We start from the raw sequence: 25324 nt of genomic DNA on the forward strand, positions 1-25324 counted from the left end.
CAATAGCAAGAGTGAACCACCTGATCCCTTCCCGAACTCAGAAGTGAAACCTCTTAGCGCTGATGGTAGTGTGGGGTTACCCATGTGAGAGTAAGTCATCGCCAGCTCATTATTCGAAACACCCCCTGACTAGTGCAGGGGGTGTTTTTTTATGTGTGGAGAAAAGGGGAAAAGAAGATAAGCAGAAGCATAAAACAGGGAGATGATAAAAATATTGATAGATTGTGGCTTGAATTATTTAAACATGGATGATTATTAGACAATAAACGCATTTAAAAATCATCAATTGAAGGAATTCTCAGCTTAAAAATGTCGGAAAACCTGAATGTAAGTCAGCTAAAACAACAGTTTAAATGCCTAATTATCGACTTAAGTGATGGCTGATGCCTTATGATTTAGAAATCTACGACCTAGATCGTAGAGTCTGGTTTTTTTCTATAAAATTTGAGTTTTATTCTGACAATTTTCATATCAAATAATCTATCGTCTGATTGTGATTTAGCTTCTAGTAACACATTGAAAATTAATCATTATAAAAACTAGACCCACAGTCCATCGACTTTTTTATGTATAAATATTTCAAAAATATCTAAGTTTTTATGACATTTTATTCCCAAACGACATGGATATATCTGAAAGGTATGGATCTATACCTTTGTAATTTTGGACAATTTACATTCAAAAACGGCATTGTAGCGAAAAATAAAACTCACAATTGGAGGTGAGGTTCAATGTCTACAAGCACAATGAATGTGAATAGCGTTGTCGATAACGCTAAGTTCACAAAATCGCATTTCAGCATCATGATGTGGTGTCTAATTCTTATTTTATTTGATGGTTACGACTTAGCGATCAATGGTGTTGCGCTGCCTTTATTAATGAAAGATTGGGGATTAACAGCTGTTCAGGCAGGTATGCTAGCGAGTACAGCACTTGCAGGGATGATGTTTGGTGCCATGATGTTTGGTACTTTGGCTGATAAGATTGGCCGTAAAAAAGTTATCATGATTTGTGTATTTTTATTCAGTACATTCACATTTTTAGGCGGTTTTGCATCAAATCCAACGGAATTTGGCGCGTTACGTTTTATTGCTGGACTTGGCATTGGTGGGGTATTACCGAACCTTGTGGCATTGACATCTGAATATGCACCTAAGCATCTACGCAGTACTTTAGTGACCACTATGTTCAGTGGTTATGCAATGGGTGGCATCATGGCGGCTCTCTTTGGTTCATGGTTTACTGCGGATTATGGCTGGCAAATCATGTTCTTCATTGCGGGTATTCCACTGTTACTGTTGCCATTTGCTTGGAAATTTTTACCTGAATCGCTCACATTTTTGGTGAAGGTGAATCGTCATGATGAAGCACGTCGTATGATTCAAACCATTGCACCTGAACAAACCGTGACTGCAAATACTCAACTGGAACTGACTGAAGTTGCGGTTCCGGGTGGAACGTCTGTTAAAGCGTTGTATAAGCAAGGTCGTGGCGTAAGTACGATGTTGTTTTGGCTGTGTTTCTTTATGTGTCTATTAACGCTTTATGCATTAGGCAGTTGGTTACCAAAACTAATGATGGCCGCAGGTTATTCATTAGGTAGCAGTTTGACCTTCCTATTGGCGATGAATATTGGTGCCGTAATTGGTACGATTGGCGGCGGTATTTTAGCGGACAAATTCCACTTAAAACCGGTGATCATTACATTATGTCTTGCAGGTGCTGTGGCACTATCTTTACTCGGCTTTAATTCACCACAGCCTGTGATCTATCTTTTGGTTGCAGTCGCAGGTGCATCAGCAATTGGTTCTCAAATCTTACTCTATAGCTATGTTGCACAGTACTATCCGTTGTCTGTACGTTCGACAGGTATTGGATGGGCATCTGCAGTCGGTCGTACAGGTGCGATTGTTGGCCCGATTCTGATCGGCTATTTATTATCACAAGAATTGCCACATCAAATTAACTTTATGGCCGTGGGAATTCCAGTAGTCATCGCAGCGATTGCAGTGTTCTTTATTCGCAAAGCGCAAACGGATGAAGAGGTTGCCGCTTTAGAAAATGTGAATAAGACTTCAGTGAAAACACAGCGTTCGTATAGCTAAAACATAGATTTAAAAAGCCCGTCATTTGATGGGCTTTTTTTATGTTGTACTCATATTTTTTTTGATTAATTTAACTTTGAAAAATTTATTAATGATTTGATAAATAATGTAATTAAATATTTTAAACAGCTTTCTAATTTAATGTCATTGTTATATAGAGACTCGATCATCGTGTTTTCAGTGCAAGCATAGATCTGAAAATAGTGATGGTATTCAGGGCAATTAGGTAGCTGAGTTTGAGGCTTGTGGTTTATTTTGTTACTTAAATATAGTGAACTCTGGGCTCAGTCAGCGCATGATAGAGGGCATAGATTTATTCACATTTATCAATAATGTCTCAAGATCATGGAAATATCGTCATGTCCAAAGCCGTACAAGATATAAAAGATTATCCGCTCTATGTTGCAGGTAAAGCAGCGACTACCGATCAGTGGTTAGAAGTGAATCAAAAATATACCCAAGACGTATATGCACGCGTTGCGCTCGCAGATGCTGCAACCATTGAAAAAGCCATTGATTCAGCGGTCAAATCTAGTGCTGCAATGGCGGCATTGGAACCTTTTCAAAAACAAAAAATTTTACTGCACTGTGTTAAACGTTTTAATGAAATGCGTGCAGAATTGACTGAAATTTTAATTGCGGAAGGTGGAAAACCGTGTAAAGCCGCAGCTGCTGAAGTTGAACGTTTAATTAATACCTTTCAAATTGCTGCCGATGCTGTCACACAGATGGATGATGGTCGCATGATCCCATTGGCGGTTACTGCAGCGGCATCTGGCTATCAAGGCATGGTCAAACATGTGCCGATAGGCCCTGTATCCTTGATCAGCCCGTTTAATTTTCCGATCAATCTGACTGCGCATAAAATTGCACCTGCCATTGCCGCAGGCTGTCCATTTGTTTTGAAGCCTGCAAGTTTGACGCCTATTTCAGCTTTAAAAATTGCGGAAGTTTTGGCAGAAACGGATTTACCTAAAGGTGCTTTTTCAGTTTTACCTTGTCCACGTGAACATGCAGATGTCTTGGTAACAGATGACCGATTTAAACTGCTCAGCTTTACCGGTTCCGATGTTGTCGGCTGGGATATGAAAGCGCGTGCGGGGCGTAAAAAAGTGACTTTGGAACTCGGTGGCAACGCTGCTGTATTGGTTGAGCCTGATACTGAAATTTCAGCGGCATTTATTGAACGCTTAGTCGGTGGGGCGTATAACCATGCAGGGCAGGTGTGTATTAGTGTTCAACGCATCTTGGTGCATGCCGATATCTATGCCGATGTGAAGAAAAAACTCGTGGCGAGAATGAAGCAGCTTAAAGCGGATGATCCACAGTTGGAAAGCACCATGGTCGGTCCAATGATTAAGGAAGCAGAAGCAACACGCGTGCATAAATGGGTCGATAAAGCAGTCAAAAAAGGAGCTAAAGCTTTGGTTCGTGGTGAACATCAGGGGGCTTTGCTCGATCCAATTTTATTAGAAAATGTCGATGAATCGCTAGAAGTGTATAAAGATGAAATCTTTGGCCCTGTAGCGATTTTAGAGAAATACAAAAACTTTGAAAAAGGTATCGCCAAAATTAATAGCAGCCGTTTTGGTTTACAGGCGGGCATCTATACGCAAAATTTGAATAAAATGTTGTATGCGTGGAATCACTTAGAGGTCGGTGGAGTGATTATTAATGACATTCCATCTTTCCGTGTTGATAACATGCCATATGGTGGCGTAAAAGATTCTGGCTTAGGTCGTGAAGGGATTCAGTCTGCCATTCGAGATATGCAAGAAGAACGCGTATTGGCGATAAAACTGTAGCAGTTTAAACTTGGGCTTGGTTCAGTATGGATCTGTTCGAAGCCCAGTTTTTGAATCATTTCAAAAAATCTAAAGTGAATAAGAAAAATGAAACGAATTTTATTATTGGTCAGTTTGATGACCGTGAATATGGCTGTCTTTGCCTTTAACGCCACTCAAATGGTGACGGATGCACGCAGTCAAATTGGGAAAACCTTATATTATGATCCTGCGTATACTGCACTGCGTTATCCAATGGGAGATGTCCCTTTAATCAAGGGTGTTTGTACCGACGTGGTAATTCGTGCATTACGACAGCAAGGGATTGATTTACAACAAGCCATTCATGAAGATATGAAAGCCAATTTTAAGCAGTATCCACAAAAATGGGGCTTAAAAGGAACCGATAAAAATATTGATCATCGACGTGTTCCCAATATTCAAACTTGGATGCAACGTCAGGGCTATGTTGTCAAAGATAAGCAGTATTTGGCAGGAGATATTGTCACTTGGGACTTAGGGCGTGGTTTAGTGCATATTGGCGTGGTTTCAGATCGTAAAGTGAAAGCTAGCGATGTTCCGCTCATCATCCATAATATTGGAGAGGGCACACAGGAAGAAGATCTTTTGCATGCCTATAAAATTACTGGACATTATCGAGTGAAATAACTTTAAAAATTTAATAGGAAATAAAACATTCCTAAAAGTTATATTATTGATAACTTAAATTGTATGAAAAATAAGCTGATTAAATGAACATTTAAACTTAAACATATTATAAAAATGGAATATTTGCCGTAGAAATTACAGAAAAACTTAAAAAAAGTGAGTATTGTTAATTCATACAAAGGGAAAGTTATTTGTGGTGTTTTTAACCAAAATGCGCATGTGATTTTTCTGTTTGCAATTTGGTATAGACGCTCATAAGGTATCTCACCAGATCAAACACCCAGAATTTTTATTTTTATGGTTCTTTTTTTGCTCGCGATATAATCATAACAAGCAGCAGTTAAAGATGCCTGAGGTTTAGGTGTTCTATGTCAGATAATCGTGAAAGCTGGTCTGCGCGATCAGGCTTTATTTTAGCGGCGATTGGATCAGCCGTGGGTTTGGGGAATATTTGGCGTTTCCCTTATGTTGCTTATGAAAATGGTGGTGGTGCATTTTTAGTACCGTATTTGATTGCAATTTTTGCAGCAGGTTTACCCTTACTCTTTTTGGACTATGTTGTTGGACATAAGTTCCGTAAAGCACCACCTACAGCCTATAAAAAGTTAATGAATGCTGAATCATTGGGTTGGTGGCAAGTGATGGTGACCCTGATCATCGGGATCTACTATGCCAGCGTGTTGTCATGGGCCGGTAGTTACATGTATTACGCCATTGGACAACAATGGGGCTCAGATACGGAAAGCTTTTTCTTTAAAACCTATCTACAAAATGGTGATGGCTTAACATTTGGTTTTGTTCCGACTTTATTTGTTGGTTTAGTCATTGTTTGGGCTGTGGTGATGTTCATTCTCTATGGCGGTGTACGTCGTGGTGTAGAACTTGCCAATAAAATTTTTATGCCGTTATTGATCGTGTTATTTAGCATTTTAGTCATTCAAGCATTGCGTCTACCGGGTGCGGCAGAAGGCTTAAATGCATTCTTTACGCCAAACTGGGAAGCGATGACCGACTATAAAGTATGGTTAGCAGCCTTTGGTCATATCTTCTTCTCGTTATCGATTGGTTTCGGGATCATGTTGACCTATGCGTCTTACTTAAAAGCAAAAACCAACTTAACCGGTTCAGGTGTAGTCGTTGCATTAGCCAACTCATCATTTGAAATCTTAGCGGGTATTGGCGTCTTTGCAGCACTTGGTTTCATGGCACAAAGTTCAGGTGTACCTGTAAAAGAAGTAGTATCTGGTGGTATTGGTTTAGCCTTTATTGCCTTCCCGAAAATCATTTCGAGTATGGGGGCAGGCGGTGATTTGTTTGGCTTCTTGTTCTTTGCTTCGTTGGTGGTTGCAGGGATTACCTCTATGGTGAGTATCTTGCAAGTGCCAATTGCAGCGTTTCAAGACAAATTGGGTTGGTCAAAAAATAAAGCTGTAACGATTGTTGCGGGCGGTTCAGCAATCGTATCTACACTTTTATTCTCTACACAAAGTGCCATTACTTTTGTTGATATCATTGACTACTTTGCCAATAACATTGGGATCGTGGGTGGTGGTTTACTCTCTATTATTTTGGTGTCGTGGTTCCATCGTCCATTGATGAAACAATTACAAGAGCATGCAAATCAATACTCAAGTATCAAGTTGGGTCAAGGTTGGAATTTCTTATTGACCGTGATCACCCCAATTTCATTATTGGTTGCACTTGTATTGACGATTAAGGCTGTCGCAACTGAAGGTTATGGCGGTTATCCTGCAACGACACTTTGGTTGGTGGGTGGTTCGGTATTGGCCTTCTTTGTATTGGGTTCTGTTCTATTAAGCTTGTGTAAAGACAAAGGTCCAGAGGAGAATTAATATGAATACATCTGCAATGATCATGATGATTTTATCAATTGTTTTGCTATGGGGTGGTTTACTTTTAGCGTCGATCCATTTAGCAAAACATCCAGATGAAGAAGATTAAGCTTCATCGTTGATAAAAAAAGGAACCCTCGGGTTCCTTTTTTATGTGGTGCTAAAAAGCAAATTCTATTGTAGATTAAGCTGTTTTTTGAATGCGGCAGTAGAAGAAGCCATCGCCATAGCCCACTTTCGGGAACAATTGACGACCATGGATTTGTTCAACACCCCAATCCGCTTCAATTTTAATTTCTTGGGCATCGGCATGATTGGCAAAGAACTCAACCATTTGCTGTTCATTTTCAGCTTTTAAAATCGAGCATGTGATATAAAGCAGCGTGCCGCCGACTTTAAGCTGCTTCCACATGTTTTCCAAAATTTGTTTTTGTAACACTACAGTTTTTGCAATGTCGCCCGATTGACGTAGTAAACGTATATCAGGATGACGACGCATTACACCGACAGCAGTACATGGCGCATCGAGCACGATGCAATCAGCAAGTTCAGGTGCAGTATAGGTGATGGCATCGGCGGTTTGGATTTCGACATGTTTACCATCGAGATCCAAACGATCAAGGTTTTCAACCACACGTTTCAGGCGCTTCTCATCTTGATCCAATGCGATGAGTTTCTTCGGTTGGAAGGTCTCTAAAATATGTGCGGTTTTACCACCCGGCGCAGCACATGCATCAATCACGAATTTACCATCGAGATTTGGCAAGAGTGTTGCACACAGCTGAGCATGTTCATCTTGTACCGAGAAACCACCTGCTTCAAAGCCCGGCAGGCTTGGAATGTGTAGGCTTTCGTCCATCACAATGCCGACATCAGACAGTTCACAACGATGTGCATCGATGCCTTCATCTTCCAAAATATCGAGGTATTCGTCACGGCTCACTTGGCGTGTATTAACACGTAACGTCAGTGGCGCAATTTGTTTAAGCTCATAGCTGAGCTCGTCAAATTGTTCACCCCAGTCTTTTTTCAAACGTTTAGATAACCAACTTGGTAAATTGGTGGCTTGTTCAAGTACGTCGTAGAACTGTTCTGTTTCACGTGTTGCACGGCGCAAAATTGCGTTGATTAAGCCACTTAGACTTCCCATACCCAATTGTTTTGCAGCTTCCACCGTTTCAGAAATTGCAGCGTGAGCCGCGACACGGGTACACAATAATTGGTACAAACCAAGGTATAAACAGGTTTCAACCACTTGGTTATCTACCGGTTTAGACAGAAGCGGTAAAGTCAGTTGTTTCAATGCATACCATTGACGTAAACAACCGAGCACCAATTCGTGGAATAAAGCACGGTCTTTATCTGACACGATATTCATTTGCTGTGCGAGTACCGATTGCAGCGATTGACCATTTTGGACAGCCAATAACGTCTTCACTACCTGAGCACGTAAATTAAGGTCTCGGGTCGAGGCGTTGGGAGATTGCTTCATTATAAAATTTGTCCAATAGTCAATTTTTGGGTTTGTAAAATTTGTACAGGGTTGAGTGGTTTAGCACCCGGCCATTGCAAAGAAGTCAAAATAATCACGCTGCCATTGGCACAGGCAACGTGTATGCCTTTTTTATCGATGGCGATGATTTCACCTGCTTGAGCATTCGGTGCAGATGCAGCAGAAAGTTCAGAATGCCAAACGCGTAAATTGTTTTGTTCATCCAACTGAATAAATGCCACCGGCCACGGGTTAAAGGCGCGAATGTTACGATCGATTTGTACAGCATCGATGGACCAATCAATTTTTGCTTCAGCTTTTGAAAGCTTATGTGCATAAACCGTTAATGCTTCGTCTTGGACTTCACGGCTGTCCAGATATTGCTGCAATGTTTGTTCAGTGTCTAAAACGGCAGTAATTGCAGTTGCACCTTGCTCTGCAAGTTTGTCATGCAAAGTTGCAGAGGTATCCGTTGCTTCAATCGGGCAGATGGTTTTATACATCATGTCGCCAGTATCTAGTCCGGCTGCCATTTTCATAATGGTGACACCTGTTTCAATATCACCTGTTGCGATGGCACGTTGAATCGGTGCTGCACCACGCCAACGTGGCAGCAATGAACCATGAATATTCAGACAGCCATATTTCGGGGTATCTAGCACCACTTGCGGCAAGATCAAACCATAGGCTGCAACCACCATAACATCGGCATTTAAAGCTTTTAATTCCGCTTGTGCGGCTAAACCTTCTTCAGTCGATGATTTGAAATGAAGGGGTTGGTAAACAGGAATATGGTGCTCTAAAGCCAATTGCTTTACGGCAGAAGCTGTGAGTTTTTGTCCACGTCCAGCTTTGCGGTCAGGTTGAGTGTATACCGCAACAATTTCATGTTGTGTGTTGAGCAAAGCAGCTAGTGCTGTTGCGGCAAATTCTGGCGTACCGGCAAAGATGATTTTCAAAATGAATGAACCGAATCTGTGTTGAATATGTGGATTATAGCAAATGATTAATGCGTAATTTAGAACATTAGAAATTGATTTTTGCAACTTTGAAGCTGTCCAAGCTCAATGATTTCATAACCCAAAATCGCAAATTTGCAATTTTTAAATAAATTATATTTATATAAAATTTAAAAATTATTCATGAAAGTTTTGTATTGTGCAGCCTTTGATGGCGGTATAGTAGATTTCAGTTAAAAGATTTTTGTCGTCAAATCACTCGTTTTTATTGATAGACCCATCTGCCCAAATCTCAGCTTAAAAAGCCATCTTTAAAAACAATGGCTTGGTGTATGATAGGTTTAAAATTCGACTGATTTTACATCATTGTCAGTATGATTTAGCCAGAGTGAATCTGTAGGATTCATTTCAAGCTCAAACTTTGTTGGAAATATAAAATGCCTGACTATCGTTCAAAAACATCGACACACGGAAGAAATATGGCGGGTGCGCGCGGCTTATGGCGCGCAACTGGTATGAAAGATGAAGACTTCGGTAAACCAATTATTGCCGTCGTGAACTCATTTACTCAATTTGTACCGGGTCACGTTCATCTTAAAGACCTTGGTCAACTCGTGGCGCGTCAAATTGAGCAAGCAGGCGGTGTAGCTAAAGAGTTCAATACCATTGCAGTCGATGACGGTATTGCGATGGGCCATGACGGTATGCTGTATTCATTGCCTTCACGTGACTTGATTGCAGACTCAGTAGAATACATGGTGAGCGCGCACTGTGCCGATGCCATGGTATGTATTTCCAACTGTGACAAAATTACCCCAGGGATGTTGATGGCGGCAATGCGCTTGAACATTCCAGTGGTATTTGTTTCTGGCGGCCCAATGGAAGCGGGTAAAGTCAAAATCCGCGGCAATGACAAAGCGATCGACTTGATTGATGCCATGATTGTGGCTGCAGATGACAACTATACTGATGAAGAAGTAGCAGAATACGAACGCTCTGCATGCCCAACTTGTGGTTCATGCTCAGGTATGTTCACCGCAAACTCAATGAACTGCTTAACAGAAGCATTGGGCCTGTCTTTACCGGGTAACGGTTCTACACTGGCAACACATGCAAACCGTAAAAAATTATTCGAACGCGCAGGCTCTTTAATTGTTGAATTGGCTAAACGTCATTATGAACAAGATGATTACAGCGTATTGCCACGTGAAATGGTGACCAAAGCCTCGTATGAAAATGCCATGACTTTAGACATCGCGATGGGTGGTTCAACCAATACCGTTCTACACTTGTTGGCGGCTGCCAATGAAGCGGGTGTTGATTTCACGATGGATGACATTGACCGTTTATCTCGCAAAGTGCCTGTTCTATGTAAAGTTGCACCTGCGAAAAACGACGTACATATGGAAGATGTACACCGTGCTGGCGGTATCATGTCCATTCTCGGTGAATTAGACCGTGCAGGCTTATTGGACACATCTGTAGGTACTGTTCACGAAGCAAGCTTAAAAGATGCTTTAGATAAATGGGACATTATCCGTACTGAAAATGAAGACGTTTACCAATTCTTCCGTTCAGCGCCGGGCGGTGTACCAACGCAAACCGCATTCTCACAAGATCGATATTACCAACGACTAGATGGTGACCGTGAAAATGGCGTGATCCGTAATGCTGAACATGCGTTCTCGAAAGACGGTGGCTTAGCTGTGCTTTACGGCAACATTGCGCTCGATGGTTGTATCGTAAAAACTGCGGGTGTAGATGATTCAATCTTGAAATTCAACGGTACTGCACGTGTGTTTGAAAGCCAAGATTCAGCAGTAGAGGCGATCTTGGGCAATGAAATCAAAGCCGGTGATGTGGTTGTGATTCGCTATGAAGGCCCACGTGGTGGTCCGGGTATGCAAGAAATGTTGTACCCAACCAGCTACTTAAAATCGAAAGGTCTAGGCAAAGAATGTGCATTATTGACTGACGGTCGTTTCTCGGGCGGTTCGTCAGGCCTGTCTATTGGTCACGTTTCACCTGAAGCAGCAGAAGGTGGTGCAATTGGTTTAGTGGAAGATGGCGATTTAATCGAAATTGATATTCCAAACCGTACCATCAACCTTGCTGTTGATGAAGCAACCATGGCCGCTCGCCGTGCAGCGCAAGAAGCCAAAGGTTGGCATCCAGTTGAAGAGCGTCCACGCAAAATTTCGAAAGCATTGAAAGCGTATGCAATGCATACCACGAGTGCGGCGAAAGGCGCAGTACGTGAAATCTAAACTTTAGATGTTTAATTAAAAAGCACTCCACATGGGGTGCTTTTTTAATTTACATCTACATAACTTGCATTGGATACGAGGAAATGTCATCCGCAACTGTCTGAGGTAAACGGTAATTTAAAAGTGAATGTTTCTGCGATCATTTTTTTAGTTGCAAACAGTTGCCGAGTTTTGCGGATGACAAATGGTTTTGGTTACTTTTGCCGAAACAAAAGTAACATACGAGCTCCGAAAATTAGCTTTTATAGAGGTAAGACTCCGCTGTAATCAGCTTTTAAATGAAATAATGGGACAATAATTCTAAGTTATAGATTTCTTAATCTGATTAAAAATAATGTTTCTTGAAGCAAATAAATAAAATTTAATAATTAGTGGATGTCATTAAAATTCTAAAAAGACAGCCTCGAATAGTAGCTATAATTTATATGGCTTTGTGTAGGCAATCCCTTACTTTTGAAAGATCAAAAGTAACAAAAATCTTTTGTTCTCCTGATATGGCATCCCTGCCATACAGGAAAACAGCGACATCCATGTCGTTTTGTCATGTGATTGAATGGTATTGCATGCGCTAAAAATCTTTTTTGTTGAGATGTAATTTCTTTTACATGCTGAGCGCTTTCTATACAATAAATTTAAAAGAATCCGCCAAGGCTGAAGCCAAAATCAGCCATCGCCAAGGAAGAACAATGAGTAAAAATAATATCCGCGAACATTCTGCTCCTGTTTATGAAGGCATAGAGAATGCGCCTGCACGTTCCATGATGCGTGCCACGGGCTTCCAAGATGCAGACTTTAAACGCCCATTTATTGGTATTGCTTCGACTTGGGCCAATGTCACGCCGTGTAATATGCATATTGATGGCTTGGCGCGTGAAGCTGAAAGTGGGGTGAATGCTGCAGGCGGGAAAGGCATTATTTTCAATACCATCACCATTTCTGACGGCATTTCCAACGGTACAGAAGGCATGAAGTATTCATTGCTATCGCGGGAAATCATTGCCGATTCCATTGAAGCTGTGTTGGGCTGTCAGGCCTATGATGGCGTAATTGCCATAGGCGGCTGCGACAAGAATATGCCAGGCTGTATCATGGGTTTGGCGCGATTAAACCGTCCGAGCCTGTTTATTTATGGTGGCACCATCAAACCCGGAGCAGGGCATACCGATATGATTTCGGTATTTGAAGCAGTCGGTCAGCACGCCAAAGGCGAAATCAATGAAATTCAAGTGAAGCAGATTGAAGAAGTCGCGCTGCCGGGGCCGGGTTCGTGCGGCGGTATGTATACGGCCAATTCGATGGCTTCAGCGATTGAAGCCTTAGGCATGAGCTTGCCAGGTTCATCGGCGCAGGAAGCAGTTTCAGCAGATAAAATTGAAGATTGCCAACGCGCAGGTGAAGCCGTGATGAACCTGCTGCGTCTCGATATTAAGCCGCGCGACATTATGACCAAAGCCGCTTTTGAAAACTCGATTAAAGTGCTGATTGCTTTAGGCGGTTCAACCAATGGCGTACTGCATTTGATTGCCATGGCGCATACCGCAGGCGTGGAACTGTCTTTGGATGATTTTGTGCGTATTGGCAAAGATATTCCTGTGGTGGCCGATGTGCGCCCATCGGGTAAATATTTAATGTCGGAACTGATTGCCATTGGCGGCATTCAGCCGCTCATGAAACGCATGCTGGATGCCGGCATGCTCGACGGTTCTTGCCTCACCGTTACGGGCAAAACTTTGGCGGAAAACTTAGCCGATGTAGAGGATTATCCTGAAGGACAGCAAATTATTTTGCCGTTTGATGCGCCAATTAAAAAGGATTCACATTTGGTGGTACTCAAAGGAAATTTGTCGCCGACGGGTGCAGTGGCTAAAATTACCGGTAAAGAAGGGCTGTATTTTGAGGGGCCTGCGCGGGTATTTGAGGGTGAGCAGGGTGCCATGCGCGGTATTTTAGATGGCGAAGTACAAGAAGGTGAAGTGGTGGTGATCCGCGGTGTTGGGCCGAAAGGCGGGCCGGGTATGCCGGAAATGTTAAAACCGACTTCAGCGATTATTGGTAAAGGTCTAGGCCAATCTGTTGCACTGTTGACTGATGGGCGTTTCTCGGGCGGCAGCCATGGTTTTGTGATTGGGCATGTGACACCAGAAGCCTATGAAGGAGGCCCAATTGGCTTGGTTAAAAACGGCGATAAAATTTCAATTAACGCTGAAACCCGTGAAATGACTTGGCATGTGGCTGAGGATGAAATTGCTGCACGTCGCGCGGCCTGGGTCAAACCGAAACCAAACTATACCCACGGCGCTTTGGCTAAATTTGCCAAGTTGACCTCTGGTGCGGAAAAAGGTGCGGTGACTGACCTAAATCTAGACGTCTAATCCATTGTTAAACATTGAACATTCAGCCCTGACTTGATATAAGTTTTGCACAAGGCTTATATCTCATTTAAAACAGCTTCATAATAGAAGTTGAATTTTAAGCATGTGCTGGCAGGTTCGGTACAATTCATCATTTTGAGGCAAAAAACGCATGTCACTGTTACGCCGTTGGTTCGATCCAATCCGATCGAGTTGGTTTTATCAGAAACCGACCCGACAAGCGGTGTTACCCACGGAACAAGGTCTGAGTGTTTATCTTCGACTGGATGATGTTTATAGCTATTTGGCTGCGCAGCAACTGCCTCAATTAGAAGAAATTCTCAGTGATGAAATTAAACCACTGAAAGTGATTATTTGTCGTCAGAGTGCTGAACCTCCTAATCAAATGTCATCGATAGAATGGCAACAATATTGTCTGAATGATGCCCAAATTTTAGCGCGGCAGCATCGTTTTAGTTTTCATGAAACACCTGAACAACCGACCGCCGAAGCTTTAGAACAAGCCGAAATTATTCTAAAAAATACGCCATTACGCGGCCAAGATTTTCTTTATTTACTTGAAGATGTGTTCCACATGCTGTGGCAAAAGCAGTATGGCAAGCTGAGAACACTGTATGCGATGGCCAGCCGTCATCATAAAGCTCAAGATTTTCCTGAACGTATCTTTACCGATACCCCGATTTTATCGGGCTATTTTGAGTTTGGTGAACGTAAGTACCATGCTGTAGATGATTTACTGCGTTTAACGCGCCGTTTAAAACAACAAAAACTCCTGACAGATAACCCGATCTTTATGATCAATCATATTGAATGGCGTGAGCACCTGATCAGTGATGCAGAAGAGTTGAATGAAATTCAGGGACTCGATCCTGAGCTTGATCTCTACATCGCGATGGAAGATCCGATTTCATGGTTACTGTTGGCTTATATTCGTGAGGAATTGGCGGACTATTATAATATTCAGTTGAATGTGTATCCATTGTCGTATCACGGTCGTGATTTGTTTGACTGGAGTTTGGCAACACGTCTGTCTAAACGGACCGAAGTTAAGTTCACGCCATTTTGCCGGCCTACAGAAGCTGCGACATTAGCTATGTCACAGCTTTACTACAGTGCGCCCGAAGAGCAGCGTATTGATGCGATGTATCGCATTTTGGAGGCTGTATGGACCAAAGGGCGTGATTTATCCTTCAAAGCACATTTTCAGGCTTTACAGTATGAGTTAGAGATTTCTGAACTGATCACTGAGGATATTGCTGAAAAATTAAAAGAAAATGATATGCACTGTGAGATGAAGTCACAGCCCGATTTTCCTGTTTTAGAATTACGTATTGCAGGTCAAAGCTATGTATTTAATAGTTTATATCGCGTTTGGATGATTGAAAGTATTTTCAGTAATGTGTTAGAAGAGAAGTATAAAAGTGAAAACACCGCTGAAAGTGAAGCCAGAGAAGATGAAGAAAGAAAAAGTTGAGTCATTAGAGCAAGCCCGCGCACAGATTGATGTGATTGATCAGGGAATTATTGAGCTCATTGCTGCACGTCAGTTTTATGTCGATCAAGCGGTGCGTTTTAAGCGTTCAGTACAGGATGTTCAATCACCAGAACGTGTCGAAGCGGTGATTAGTAAAATTCGTCTACAAGCCACAGAGCACGGTGTAAATGCAGATATTGTGGAACGTTTATACCGCGATATGATTCAGCATTTTATTCAACGTGAGTTGAAAGAGATTCGACCGTAATTTTTAGTTTTTGAGATTAGATCAAATTTATTAATGTTCTTTTTTAATATCACCAACTGAAAAATAATGATTTGATTTACATTTTGAAATTTTATTAATTTTTTTATTTGTTATTCTTTATCCAATTAGGCTTTGTTGCACAAAGATTTCATAACTATATGATTTTAAAGGTTTTGATTATTTTTTGATCCAAAATTAAATTTATTTAAATCAGATGCTTACATATTTATGCAACAAAGCCAGTTACCTCTAAAAAACAAATTAGGATATATTGGCGTAAATGGTATTCTTTCAGATCCTGATACTAAATTAGATGCGAATGGAAAATTCTTTATTCCTGCTAAAACTGAAAAATACTATTTAAAGAAACCTCCAGTAGATTATGCTAATAGTACAGGAGATTTATTTTTTTCATTCCCTAATTATCAAACAAAAAGAATTGAATATGCTGACCTCTATGTAGATCAAGTTCCCGAAGATAGGGCAGGCTTTGACCATCTTAATAAAATTGATGTGGGAATTATCTACTTAGATCCTGAATAAATAGATAGTCGTTTGATCCTAGACAAAATAATGGGCACATATTCCCTCTAAAGATAAAGTAAGGTTAACTTTAGAGATATAAAAATAGCTAAACGCTGTAGTCTAAAAATATACAACAAGCTAATTATTATGCGCTTTCAAACTCACACGAGTCTGTAGTTTCAATCGCCCATAAATTAGGTGTAGGGTATCAACCTTAGATAACTGGATTCGCTAAGCTAATCTAGTTGGTTCAAGCAAACGTCAACTTTCACCAGAACAACAGCGTATTCTAGACTTAGAAAAAGATGTCAAGCAGCTCAGGGAAGCCAATGCTGTCTTGTTTGAATATATTGAAATTTACTACAATCGAATCAGAAAGCATTCTGCAATTGGCAGGTTAAGTCCTGAAGCCTTTGAACAGAAATATTTTAATAATTTAGAGGGATCTGTTGTCCACGATACTGTCTAGGATCATTTCTTAGCTTTAAAACTCATACCTTTACCTTAAACTCCGCAGCGAGAGAAGTATGATGAAGCATTTTTTTATTTTCTTAACCTTATTTTTTATATTTGGTAGTACTGCTTGCTCGTCTGAGAAAATTAGTTTGAATCAGAATGAAGTTAAAGAAGCTCAAAAAAAAGAATCAATTTCAACGCTGTCTAAAGAAGATACAGCTATAATAAATGATTATAAAAATACTATTAATAAACTTAATCTGAGAGATAAAGAAAACGCAGATAAAGTAATGAAAGATAGTTTGTCTGAAATAAAAAAGATCACGAATGATCAAGAACGACAAAAGATTGAAATGCAAATCTACTTAGCAACAGGCATGTATGAAGAGGCTTATAATCTTAATCATAAAATGTTAAAGGACTCTTTCAGTCAGGAACTTTTAGTGACTCAGTGTGAGTTAAGCTATTATGCTAAAAGATCGAAAGATGAATATGAAAAATGTTATTCCGATTTAGCATTGATTTTAAAAGAAGAATTAAGGAAAGTATCAAAAAATGACCCTCAGTATATTTATGGTGAGTGGGGCTATTTGCTATCAATGTATAAATCAGGGAACGTTGAATATAAAAATAAAATAAAAAAATTTATTGATTCGATTCAAGATGAAACGGTGAAATATCAATTCGAAAGTTCTTATGGTTTAGCTGAAGAGCAAAAGAGTAGTTATGAGAGTAATTAAAATAAATAAGTTGTAATTCCTTTTTTATTGAATCCAACTACCTTGTCTATAGCTGATTTCAAGCACAGCCTCAACTTTTTATTGAGGCTCTATTCCAAAAACACTGATTTTTCAAAGTGTCTGAATTGCATAGCATAGAACCAATTCTTCAGCGAGTTTTGCCATGATTTGGTTCGTCATCACAGTTTTTGCAATCGCAGGTCTAATTAAAGGCACGATTGGGTTAGGCCTGCCTGCGGTATCGATGGGCTTACTCACCATGGTGATCAGTCCATTTCAGGCAGCGACGTTATTAATCATTCCATCCATGGTAACCAACTTTTGGCAACTATTTGCCGAAGGGCAGGTGCTGCGACTAATTCAACGCTTTTGGCCCTTGTTACTTGGGATTATCGTCGGTTCAATTTGGAGTATTTTTCCAACTTTAGGACATGGTGAATTTAAAAGTGAAGCTTTACTGGGGGGCATGTTGGCACTATACGGACTGTATGGGCTTTGTGCCAAAAGCTTGCCGAACTTTGCACCACATGAAAAATGGCTATCTCCAATGATCGGTTATCTCGGTGGAGCGCTGACTGTTGCGACCGGTGTGGTGGTGATTCCTGTGGTGCCATATTTGCAAGGTTTGCAACTGAAACGCGATGACCTCGTACAGTCACTCGGTTTGGCCTTTACCACGTCAACTATTTGTTTGGCGGTGTTCTTACAGCAAAATCCTGTGGAAGATCTCCCGATTGATTATGCCATGTCAGCCATGGCACTGGTTCCTGCGCTCATTGGCATGTGGGCAGGGAAAAAAATCCGTTACCGCATTCCAGAACAAAAATTCCGTAAGGTGTTTTTTATCGGGTTGATTGCCCTCGGTGGCTATATGATGCTGCACCAGTTTGGCGTGATTTGAAGCCTAGACTTAGCCATCTAAAGTAGATTTTTGTGACAGTAGAAACTGACTGAAATGCTGATAATTTAAGGGTAAATCATCAAAATTACGTGCGGTGAGCAGCAATTTTCGATTGGCCCAGTCACCGCTGAGCTCAACTTGGGCAAAGGCATATAAACTGATTAATCGTTGGGCTGCACGTTTTGGCATGATGGCAATGCCCACACCATTCGCCACCACTTGGGCGATCGCGGCAAAGTTCGGCAAACGCAGCCGATACTGAATTTCACAGCCGAATAATTTGGCTTGTGCCTCGATCGATTGTTGCAAGGAATGATATTGCATCAAACCGACAAAGGGATAATTTAAAATCTCTGCGGGTTTGACGCTAGATATCGAGGCCAATTCATGAGTTATAGGGCAAATCAGTACCAAAGGATCATCTGCAAACTCTAGTGTTTGTAACTGTGCAGATTTAAAGAAACCTGAAATTAAGCCCAGTTGTGCATTGCCTTGCTCTATCGCTGCAATGATGTCTTTAGACTCGGCTTCATGCAGCTCAATTTGTGTGTTGGGATTTTCCAGTAAATAACGTGGCAGCAAGACCGGCAAATATTCACTTTGTGCAGATGAATTACACCATAAGGTCATATTGGAACTCAGCCCACGCGCAAAGGGCAGCATAGCGTGCTCTAATTTTTGCCCCTCACCTAAGATGCGCTGTGCATGTTCAACCAAGGTTTGACCGGCAAGGGTCAGTTTGACCCCTTTGGCTTGGCGAGTGAACAGGGCTGTGCGGTAATGCTGTTCGAGTTTTTTAATCCGTTCACTGGCTGCTTGTAGCGAGATGGCAGAACGAGCAGCGCCTTTGGTCAGACTGCCGCTGTCTACAATGTGCAGCACCAATTGAAGGTCGAACAAATCCAGTCGCATACGGTGCATTCCTTGGCTAATGCCTTATCTTACCGAAAGAGCAGCTATAAAAAAAAGCGACCTTTCGGCCGCTTTTCAAATGAATGTTGTATTCTTTTTTAAATGCTTTGGAGGCTTATTCTGATTTATCGCCCAAGCTAAAGAACCAGTTCAAAATCAGCGCTGCAAATGTAGCAGTACCAATACCACCTAAGTTGAAGTTACCGAATTGAAGTGCAAAGTCACCTGTACCTAAAATAATCGTGACTGCTGCCACCATCAGGTTTTTATTTTTTGAGAAATCGACTTTGTTTTCAATCCAAATTTTCGCACCTGCAATGGTAATTAGACCAAATACAACAATCGATGCACCTGTCAAAATGGCTTGCGGAATGGTATGAATAATCGCACCAAACTTTGGAGAAAGACCAAGGAAAATGGCAAAGACACCTGCAAAGACAAAGACGATGGTTGAGTAAACGCGAGTCACTGCCATCACACCAATGTTTTCACCATAAGTGGTCATACCCGGACCGCCGACACCGCCTGAAAGTGTGGTTGCAACACCATCTGCAACGAAGGCTTTACCAATGTGCGGATCGAGATTTTCACCTGTCATCGCGCCCACAGCTTTAATGTGACCTAAGTTTTCAGCCACCAAAATCAAAGCAATCGGTGCAATGATCAGCATGGCATTGAAGTCAAACACGGGTGAATGGAAGTGCGGAACACCAAACCAAGCTGCATCTTGTACTGGAACGAAGTTGATTGGTGTGCCATGACCCATGACATTGGAAATGATGTAATACACCAAGTAAGCGAGTAGAAGGCCAACTAAGAGTAATAGACGTTGTAATAAACCTTTGGTGAACACAGCAATTGAACCCATACATAGTACGGTTACTAAAGCCATCCACATATTAAAGTTATTACCGGCAACCCCTTTAATGGTCACTGGGGCAAGGTTGAGACCAATGATCATCACCACTGCACCTGTCACTACAGGTGGCATGAGTTTTTCAATCCAACGGGTACCCGTTGCCATCACGATAAAACCAAAAATGGCATATAAAATACCGCAGGCCATAATCCCGCCAGCAGCCATCGCGATATTGGCATTTGGCGCGCCAGTACCTGACGCTGCATAACCTGTTGCGGCAATGACCACACCAATAAAGGCAAAGCTTGAGCCCAGATAACTTGGTACACGACCACCAGTCATAAAGAAGAACAAGATGGTACAGATGCCCGACATTAAAATTGCAAGATTGGCATCAAAACCCATCAAGAATGGTGCAAGAACCGTTGCACCAAACATTGCAAAGGCATGCTGTATCCCCAATACAACACTTTGCACAGGCGGAAGATACTCATTGGTACCGACAGGACGTGCATCAATATTGCCTTCGTATGGGCGCCATTTGGGAAACCAATTGGACATAAAATGAGCACTCAAAAGATAAATTGTGCACATCATACTCTTGTTTTTTAGAAGATTTAATTACTTTTAAAAATATTTTGTTCAAATTAATTACCTGACTTTACATGTATTTTTACCAAGTGGTAAAAGTTTTTTATATGTAAAATTAATGTTAAATCATGTAATTAATCATTGTTGGTTTTTTATCTTAGTTCATAAATTTTTCTTATTTTATATATTCCTAAACAATTTAAAGCTAAAGTGATTGCTTAAAAAAAAGCACATCCATGGATGTGCTTCGTTTGGGGTTGGAAGTTTTAGCCAGTATTACGTAGACCGGCAGCGATACCGGCAATACTTACCATCAAGGCATGATCAACAGGCGTATTTTCTGCTTGGCGTGCTGCCAAATAAGCACGACGGCGTTTCATTAACTCGGCTTGTAGTAAATGTAGCGGCAGTAGATAGGGCTTACGTACTTTCATGGATTGGTCGAGCACATCGTTACTGCTGAGTAATTTCGATTCACCTTTGAGTGCTAATAGCGTTTGTACCGCATCACGTAAACGCTGACGTAACTCTTCGCCCAACTGTTTGAGGTCTGCGTCATCCGTCAGATGAGACTCATAATAAAGCGCCACATGACCATCGGCTTTGGACAAGACCATTTCCAACATATCAATCAGGGTTTGGAAATACGGCCATTGCTCTAACATTTCTTCGAGTGTCTGCTTTTGACCTTGATCAATCACTTGATTAATCGCAGCACCTGTACCAAGCCAAGCAGGTAGCATCAAACGGATTTGCGTCCATGCGAACACCCAAGGAATCGCACGTAAAGACTCAATCCCACCGCTAACTTTACGTTTGGCTGGGCGTGAGCCGAGCGGTAACATTTGTAGTTCCAGTTCTGGCGTTACAGTCCGTAGGTATTTTACAAAATGCGGATTTTCACGCACGGTTTGACGATACACCTGTACCGACAGATCCGTCATGCTGTGCATGAGCTGACGCCATTCCTGTTTCGGTTCAGGCGGTGGCAATAAGGTCGCTTCTAAGGTCGCAGCGGTGTAAATTTCCAAGTTTTGTAAGGCAATGCCTTCTAATCCAAACTTGAAGCGAATCATTTCCCCTTGTTCTGTGACACGAATCGCTCCTGAAATCGAACCCGGTGGCTGTGAAAACAGCGCTTGCTGTGTCGGCGCTCCACCACGGCTGATTGAACCGCCACGGCCATGGAATAATGTCAGTTGTACATCATGCTTTTTCGCAACTGCGGTTAATTCTTCCTGTGCACGATACTGCGCCCAGTTTGCCGACATAAAGCCCGCATCTTTGGCTGAGTCTGAATAGCCAATCATCACCTCGTGTTTACCCTGAATATGCTGTTTATACCAATGCATATTGAATAGGGTATTCATGGTACGGGCTGCACCATCCAAATCTTTTAAAGTTTCAAACAGTGGCACGACACGTAGCGCTTGTTTGATGCCCGCTTCTTTTTGCAGTAACAATACGGCCAAGACATCACTCGGATGTTCTGCCATGGAAATAATATAAGCCCCTAAACTTTCAGGTGGTTGCTCTGCCAAAGTGCGCATGGTTGCAAAGACTTCTTGCACATCTGGATGTTCAATCAGGCTTTGTTTTGGCTCATTTAAAAACTTCGGTAGCAGTGGTCGTTTGCTTTGCAGTTCCTGAATCAAGAAGTTTTGACGGGCTTGCTCCGTCCATGTTTCAAAATTGCCTAAACCTAAATATTCAGTAATGGCTGAAATGGCTTGGCGATGACGTGTGGATTCCTGACGAATATCGAGTTTGAGTAATTCGATACCGAAACAATTCACCCGATGAATAAAGTCGAGTAACTGACCATTGGCAATTTCAGGTAAACCGCTGTCGATCAGTGAACGGTAGCAAACCAACAGTGGATCAAGCAGCTCATGGCGGCTTTTAATGACTTGGCTATCGTCAGCATCTTCACCACGAAGTTTCAGTGCCAACCAGTGACGAGTGGCTTTAAGGCGTTCACGTGCATCACGGAGATATTCACGATAGGGTTCAGGGTGGAAATGACCCAAAGCGTCACTGAGTTCTTTACTGCATTCTTGAATAGAGAGTTCCCAACGCAGGTCTTCGATATCGCGTAAATACAGGTCGGCAGCTTTCCAACGTGAAAGCCAAAGCACTTCTTGAGTAATATTATGGGTGACGTTTGGGTTACCATCACGGTCACCGCCCATCCATGACGCAAAGCGCACAGGGGCAACATTTAAAGGCAAGGTCTTGCCACAATGATCTTGAACCATGCCATCCAATTCACGCATGAATTTGGGTACAGCATTCCACAAGGTCTGTTCAATGGTCGTGAAGCCCCATTTAGCTTCGTCGACAGGCGTCGGGCGATGTTGACGAATTTCATCCGTTTGCCATGCCGAGCAAATCAGTTGTTTTAAATCATCCAGTACGGCTTTGCGTTCGCGTGGCGTAAGTTTTTGTTGATCCATTTTAAACAGGCATTCATTAATACCATCATATTTTTGGATCAAGGTACGGCGGCTGACTTCGGTTGGATGTGCAGTCAGGACCAGTTCAATTTTTAATTCACAAATTTGTTGGAACAGTTGTTCTGCACTGATGTTATTGCTTTTAAATTTTTCAAATAAATGATCGAGTGGATTCGGTGATGGCGCTTGCTCATCAAACTCACTTTGGCGACGGCTACGCACCACATTGTATTGTTCGGCAATATTGGCAAAGTTCAGAAAGTGCGTAAATGCACGGGTCAGTGGCAGAATTTCTTCATCTTTTAAATTTAAAAATAATTGTTCTAACTGTTTTTCGGCTTCAACTTGTCCATCGCGCGCGCCTTTAGACAAAGCACGAATTTGCTCTACTTGATTAAACAAATCTTGTCCTGCATGCTGCTTTAGGGTTTCACCCAATAAATTGCCCAGTAAGCGCACGTCTTCACGTAATGGAGCATCAATTTGTTGAATCATTTGTTATTTCTCCGCGTATTCCTGTCTCGACTATACCCCGAAAGTGCTGTGGCAAAAGGGGGGTACAGACAAAAGTCGGATGACTTTTCTAGGTAAATGAGCAGTAGCTATGCCATTTGTTTCAGTTTAGCCTTGAAATATTTCAGAAAATGCTTAGTTCTGTGTGCCGAGTTGATATTTCAGCATAAAGATGTCGATGGCAGAGTGAATAATGGCCTGTCGCTCTGCTGTTTCAGGTACTGGACGCATGCCCAATAAGACTTCTTGATGGCGTAGTCCCATCAGTAGCGACACAATCAGTTCAGTTTGTCGGGCAGGATTATCCTGCTGAATGAAATTTAAAGCTGCTGCGTCTTGAAAGAAATTCTCCCAGACTTGGCGCATTTTCAAATGTGAGGCACGGAAAAACTGTTCCACCAAGGGACTGTGTTCGGCAGCCAACTCCAAAAGTAATAAGTCCAGTTTAATGGCTTCTGGCAAATTCATGATGTTCAGCCCCAACTCACAAATTTCAACGAAAGCCTGCATAAAATGACTTTCGCTGTGCAGATGTTGCGGGCGAGTATTTAAAATATATTCACAGGTATCTTCAATTGCACTGGTAAATAAAGTGGCTTTGTCCTGAAAATGGTTATAGACCGTCAGTTTGGTGACTCCTGCATGTTGCGCAATCTGATTCATGCTACAACCGTGATAGCCCATTTCTAAAAATAATTGTTTTGCAGACTCTAAAATCCGTTGTCGTTTTTCTAAGTCTTTTGGGCGGCCGACATTCATTTGCTGAAAAAATTCCAAAAAAGGCGAAAAGGTCATTGATTTAGGATAATTAATCTAATTAATGTACCGCATGGTTTATTAATTAAAAAATAACCAAATTAATTGAATAATATTCTGCCCTAAAAAAGACTTTTTATTAAGAGCGAACTTCATGAGTACGATTAAGATCACAGTTGTCAGCATGATTATCGTTTGCAGTGTGACCTTATGGGGATGCAGCAAGGATAAAGCCCAAACGGAACAGGAAGTGCCATTTGTGATGGTGACTCAGCCAGGTGCCACACATTTTGAACAGAAAAGTTATGCGGGTGATGTACAAGCACGCCAGCAAACGGCTTTAGCTTTTCGGGTTGGCGGCCAAATCACTGAGCGCTATGTCGATGTTGGAGACCAAGTCCGAGTCGGGCAAGTCTTGGCAAAATTAGACGTCAAAGATGCACAGTTGCAACTGAATGCAGCACAAGCACAGCTTGAAAGTGCGCGTTCCGCTGCACAGATTGCTGAAGATGAACTAAAACGCTTTAAGCAATTATTGCCAGTCAATGCTGTGAGTCGTTCGCAGTACGATGCAGTGGAAAACCAATATAAAGCAGCACAGTCGAACTTAAAGCAAGCCCAATCAAATTATGATGTGAGTCGTAATCAGACCGGTTATAACCAATTAATTGCCAATAAAAATGGGGTCATTACTGAGCGTAATATTGAGATTGGTCAAGTGATTGCAGCAGGACAACCGGCATTTCAATTGGCGATAGCAGGTGAACGTGACGTGGTCATTGGTGTGCCTGAACAAGCGGTTACTGAAATTAAAACAGGGCAGGATGCATGGGTTACCTTGTGGTCGAAACCACAGGAAAAATTTGCAGGCTATGTACGTGAAATTAGTCCTGCTGCCGATCAGTCTCGTACTTATAGTGTCAAAGTGGCATTACGTGAAGGCAATAGCGCCATTCAACTGGGGCAAAGTGCACGGGTATTTTTAACTAAATGTGCGGAATTCTCCATCTATAATCTGTGATTTAGATGGAGATGGATAGCACGCCTTTTCAGTCGGGTCTCTCTTGGTTTTGGATGTATTCTCGAATTACATCAATTGTCGCTCCACCTGTTGTAAGTAGACAGTATGCCCTCGTCCAAAGCACAGGTTTCCAATAATAAGGTTTTAGTTCTTCACCGAACTCCTTGCGTATCAGTCTGCTTGATACAGTTTTTAGATTATTGATGAATTTACTTGGCATGATGTTCGGGTGCATATCTAACAATAAGTGAATATGATCAGCTTCACCATTGAACTCAATCAAGTCAATCTCCCAATCAGCACAGTTCTTTTTTACAATTTCTTCAAGCCGATTGATCATCTCATTTGAAA

General features: G+C 41.7%; 19 protein-coding genes, 1 rRNA gene and 2 pseudogenes. 15 read left to right on the forward strand and 7 right to left on the reverse strand.

The window, feature by feature from the left end; genetic code table 11:
• The 6 genes from rrf to FTV03_RS12730 all read left to right on the forward strand — a co-directional run.
• Window positions 1-107: ribosomal RNA gene (rrf, locus tag FTV03_RS12705) — 5S ribosomal RNA — on the forward strand; the annotation flags it as partial.
• Window positions 108-731: 624 nt separating this feature from the next.
• Window positions 732-2105: an MFS transporter gene (locus tag FTV03_RS12710; RefSeq protein WP_180041594.1), complete on the forward strand. Its 1374-nt coding sequence runs from the start codon at window positions 732-734 to the stop codon at window positions 2103-2105.
• 359 nt (window positions 2106-2464) lie between these two features.
• Window positions 2465-3910 carry an aldehyde dehydrogenase family protein gene (locus tag FTV03_RS12715; RefSeq protein WP_180022914.1) on the forward strand — a complete coding sequence of 482 codons (1446 nt, stop codon included), beginning with the start codon at window positions 2465-2467 and terminating at the stop codon, window positions 3908-3910.
• A gap of 117 nt (window positions 3911-4027) precedes the next feature.
• On the forward strand, window positions 4028-4558 hold the full coding sequence (locus FTV03_RS12720; protein WP_373683561.1) for a DUF1287 domain-containing protein: 531 nt from the start codon (window positions 4028-4030) through the stop codon (window positions 4556-4558).
• A 368-nt stretch (window positions 4559-4926) separates the two neighbouring features.
• Window positions 4927-6411 carry a sodium-dependent transporter gene (locus FTV03_RS12725; protein ID WP_180041595.1) on the forward strand — a complete coding sequence of 495 codons (1485 nt, stop codon included), beginning with the start codon at window positions 4927-4929 and terminating at the stop codon, window positions 6409-6411.
• Between the two features lies 1 nt (window position 6412).
• Window positions 6413-6520 (forward strand): methionine/alanine import family NSS transporter small subunit, encoded by a 108-nt coding sequence (locus FTV03_RS12730; protein WP_180041596.1) that lies wholly within the window; start codon window positions 6413-6415, stop codon window positions 6518-6520.
• A gap of 75 nt (window positions 6521-6595) precedes the next feature.
• Here FTV03_RS12730 and rsmB read toward each other — a convergent pair whose 3' ends face one another.
• Both rsmB and fmt read right to left on the reverse strand, forming a co-directional pair.
• Entirely contained in the window at window positions 6596-7903 is a 1308-nt protein-coding gene (rsmB, locus tag FTV03_RS12735) for a 16S rRNA (cytosine(967)-C(5))-methyltransferase RsmB (protein ID WP_180041597.1), read from the reverse strand.
• Entirely contained in the window at window positions 7903-8862 is a 960-nt protein-coding gene (gene fmt / locus FTV03_RS12740) for a methionyl-tRNA formyltransferase (RefSeq protein WP_180041598.1), read from the reverse strand. The genes rsmB and fmt overlap by 1 nt, the downstream gene beginning before the upstream one ends.
• Window positions 8863-9299: 437 nt before the next feature.
• Between fmt and ilvD (FTV03_RS12745) the strand changes: the two genes are divergently transcribed.
• From ilvD (FTV03_RS12745) to FTV03_RS12785, 8 genes and pseudogenes are all read left to right on the forward strand, one after another.
• Complete coding sequence (gene ilvD / locus FTV03_RS12745; protein WP_111885144.1) at window positions 9300-11129, forward strand: dihydroxy-acid dehydratase; 1830 nt, start codon at window positions 9300-9302, stop codon at window positions 11127-11129.
• Window positions 11130-11815: 686 nt separating this feature from the next.
• Window positions 11816-13501 carry a dihydroxy-acid dehydratase gene (gene ilvD, locus FTV03_RS12750; RefSeq protein ID WP_180009589.1) on the forward strand — a complete coding sequence of 562 codons (1686 nt, stop codon included), beginning with the start codon at window positions 11816-11818 and terminating at the stop codon, window positions 13499-13501.
• 151 nt (window positions 13502-13652) lie between these two features.
• Window positions 13653-14975: a hypothetical protein gene (locus FTV03_RS12755; protein ID WP_180005355.1), complete on the forward strand. Its 1323-nt coding sequence runs from the start codon at window positions 13653-13655 to the stop codon at window positions 14973-14975.
• Window positions 14956-15243, forward strand: a complete 288-nt coding sequence (locus FTV03_RS12760; protein WP_078191648.1) for a chorismate mutase — start codon at window positions 14956-14958, stop codon at window positions 15241-15243. Before FTV03_RS12755 ends, FTV03_RS12760 begins: the two co-directional genes overlap by 20 nt.
• A 228-nt stretch (window positions 15244-15471) precedes the next feature.
• Window positions 15472-15786: a hypothetical protein gene (locus tag FTV03_RS12765; protein ID WP_180041599.1), complete on the forward strand. Its 315-nt coding sequence runs from the start codon at window positions 15472-15474 to the stop codon at window positions 15784-15786.
• A gap of 301 nt (window positions 15787-16087) precedes the next feature.
• Window positions 16088-16237: pseudogene (locus FTV03_RS18195) on the forward strand (IS3 family transposase); the annotation flags it as partial.
• 58 nt (window positions 16238-16295) lie between these two features.
• Window positions 16296-16964 (forward strand): hypothetical protein, encoded by a 669-nt coding sequence (locus FTV03_RS12780; RefSeq protein WP_257220789.1) that lies wholly within the window; start codon window positions 16296-16298, stop codon window positions 16962-16964.
• A 163-nt stretch (window positions 16965-17127) separates the two neighbouring features.
• Window positions 17128-17865 (forward strand): sulfite exporter TauE/SafE family protein, encoded by a 738-nt coding sequence (locus FTV03_RS12785; RefSeq protein WP_168379429.1) that lies wholly within the window; start codon window positions 17128-17130, stop codon window positions 17863-17865.
• A gap of 9 nt (window positions 17866-17874) precedes the next feature.
• Here FTV03_RS12785 and FTV03_RS12790 read toward each other — a convergent pair whose 3' ends face one another.
• The 4 genes from FTV03_RS12790 to FTV03_RS12805 form a co-directional block, all read right to left on the reverse strand.
• Complete coding sequence (locus FTV03_RS12790) at window positions 17875-18777, reverse strand: LysR family transcriptional regulator (protein ID WP_180041601.1); 903 nt, start codon at window positions 18775-18777, stop codon at window positions 17875-17877.
• Window positions 18778-18892: 115 nt separating this feature from the next.
• Window positions 18893-20197, reverse strand: a complete 1305-nt coding sequence (locus FTV03_RS12795) for a solute carrier family 23 protein (protein WP_180041602.1) — start codon at window positions 20195-20197, stop codon at window positions 18893-18895.
• A 296-nt stretch (window positions 20198-20493) separates the two neighbouring features.
• A complete protein-coding gene (ppc, locus tag FTV03_RS12800; protein WP_180041603.1) occupies window positions 20494-23178 on the reverse strand; it encodes a phosphoenolpyruvate carboxylase in 2685 nt (894 codons plus the stop codon).
• Between the two features lie 153 nt (window positions 23179-23331).
• Window positions 23332-23955, reverse strand: a complete 624-nt coding sequence (locus tag FTV03_RS12805; RefSeq protein ID WP_180041604.1) for a TetR/AcrR family transcriptional regulator — start codon at window positions 23953-23955, stop codon at window positions 23332-23334.
• A gap of 151 nt (window positions 23956-24106) precedes the next feature.
• Here FTV03_RS12805 and FTV03_RS12810 point away from each other — a divergent pair.
• Window positions 24107-24940, forward strand: a pseudogene (locus FTV03_RS12810) (efflux RND transporter periplasmic adaptor subunit); the annotation flags it as partial.
• Between the two features lie 61 nt (window positions 24941-25001).
• Here FTV03_RS12810 and tnpA read toward each other — a convergent pair.
• On the reverse strand, window positions 25002-25324 hold a 323-nt coding region (tnpA, locus tag FTV03_RS12815; RefSeq protein WP_218950651.1), incomplete at its 5' end, for an IS200/IS605 family transposase.

Origin of the sequence: Acinetobacter sp. YH12218 (assembly GCF_013417925.1) — a bacterium.
In the GTDB taxonomy this organism is placed as follows: domain Bacteria; phylum Pseudomonadota; class Gammaproteobacteria; order Pseudomonadales; family Moraxellaceae; genus Acinetobacter; species Acinetobacter amyesii.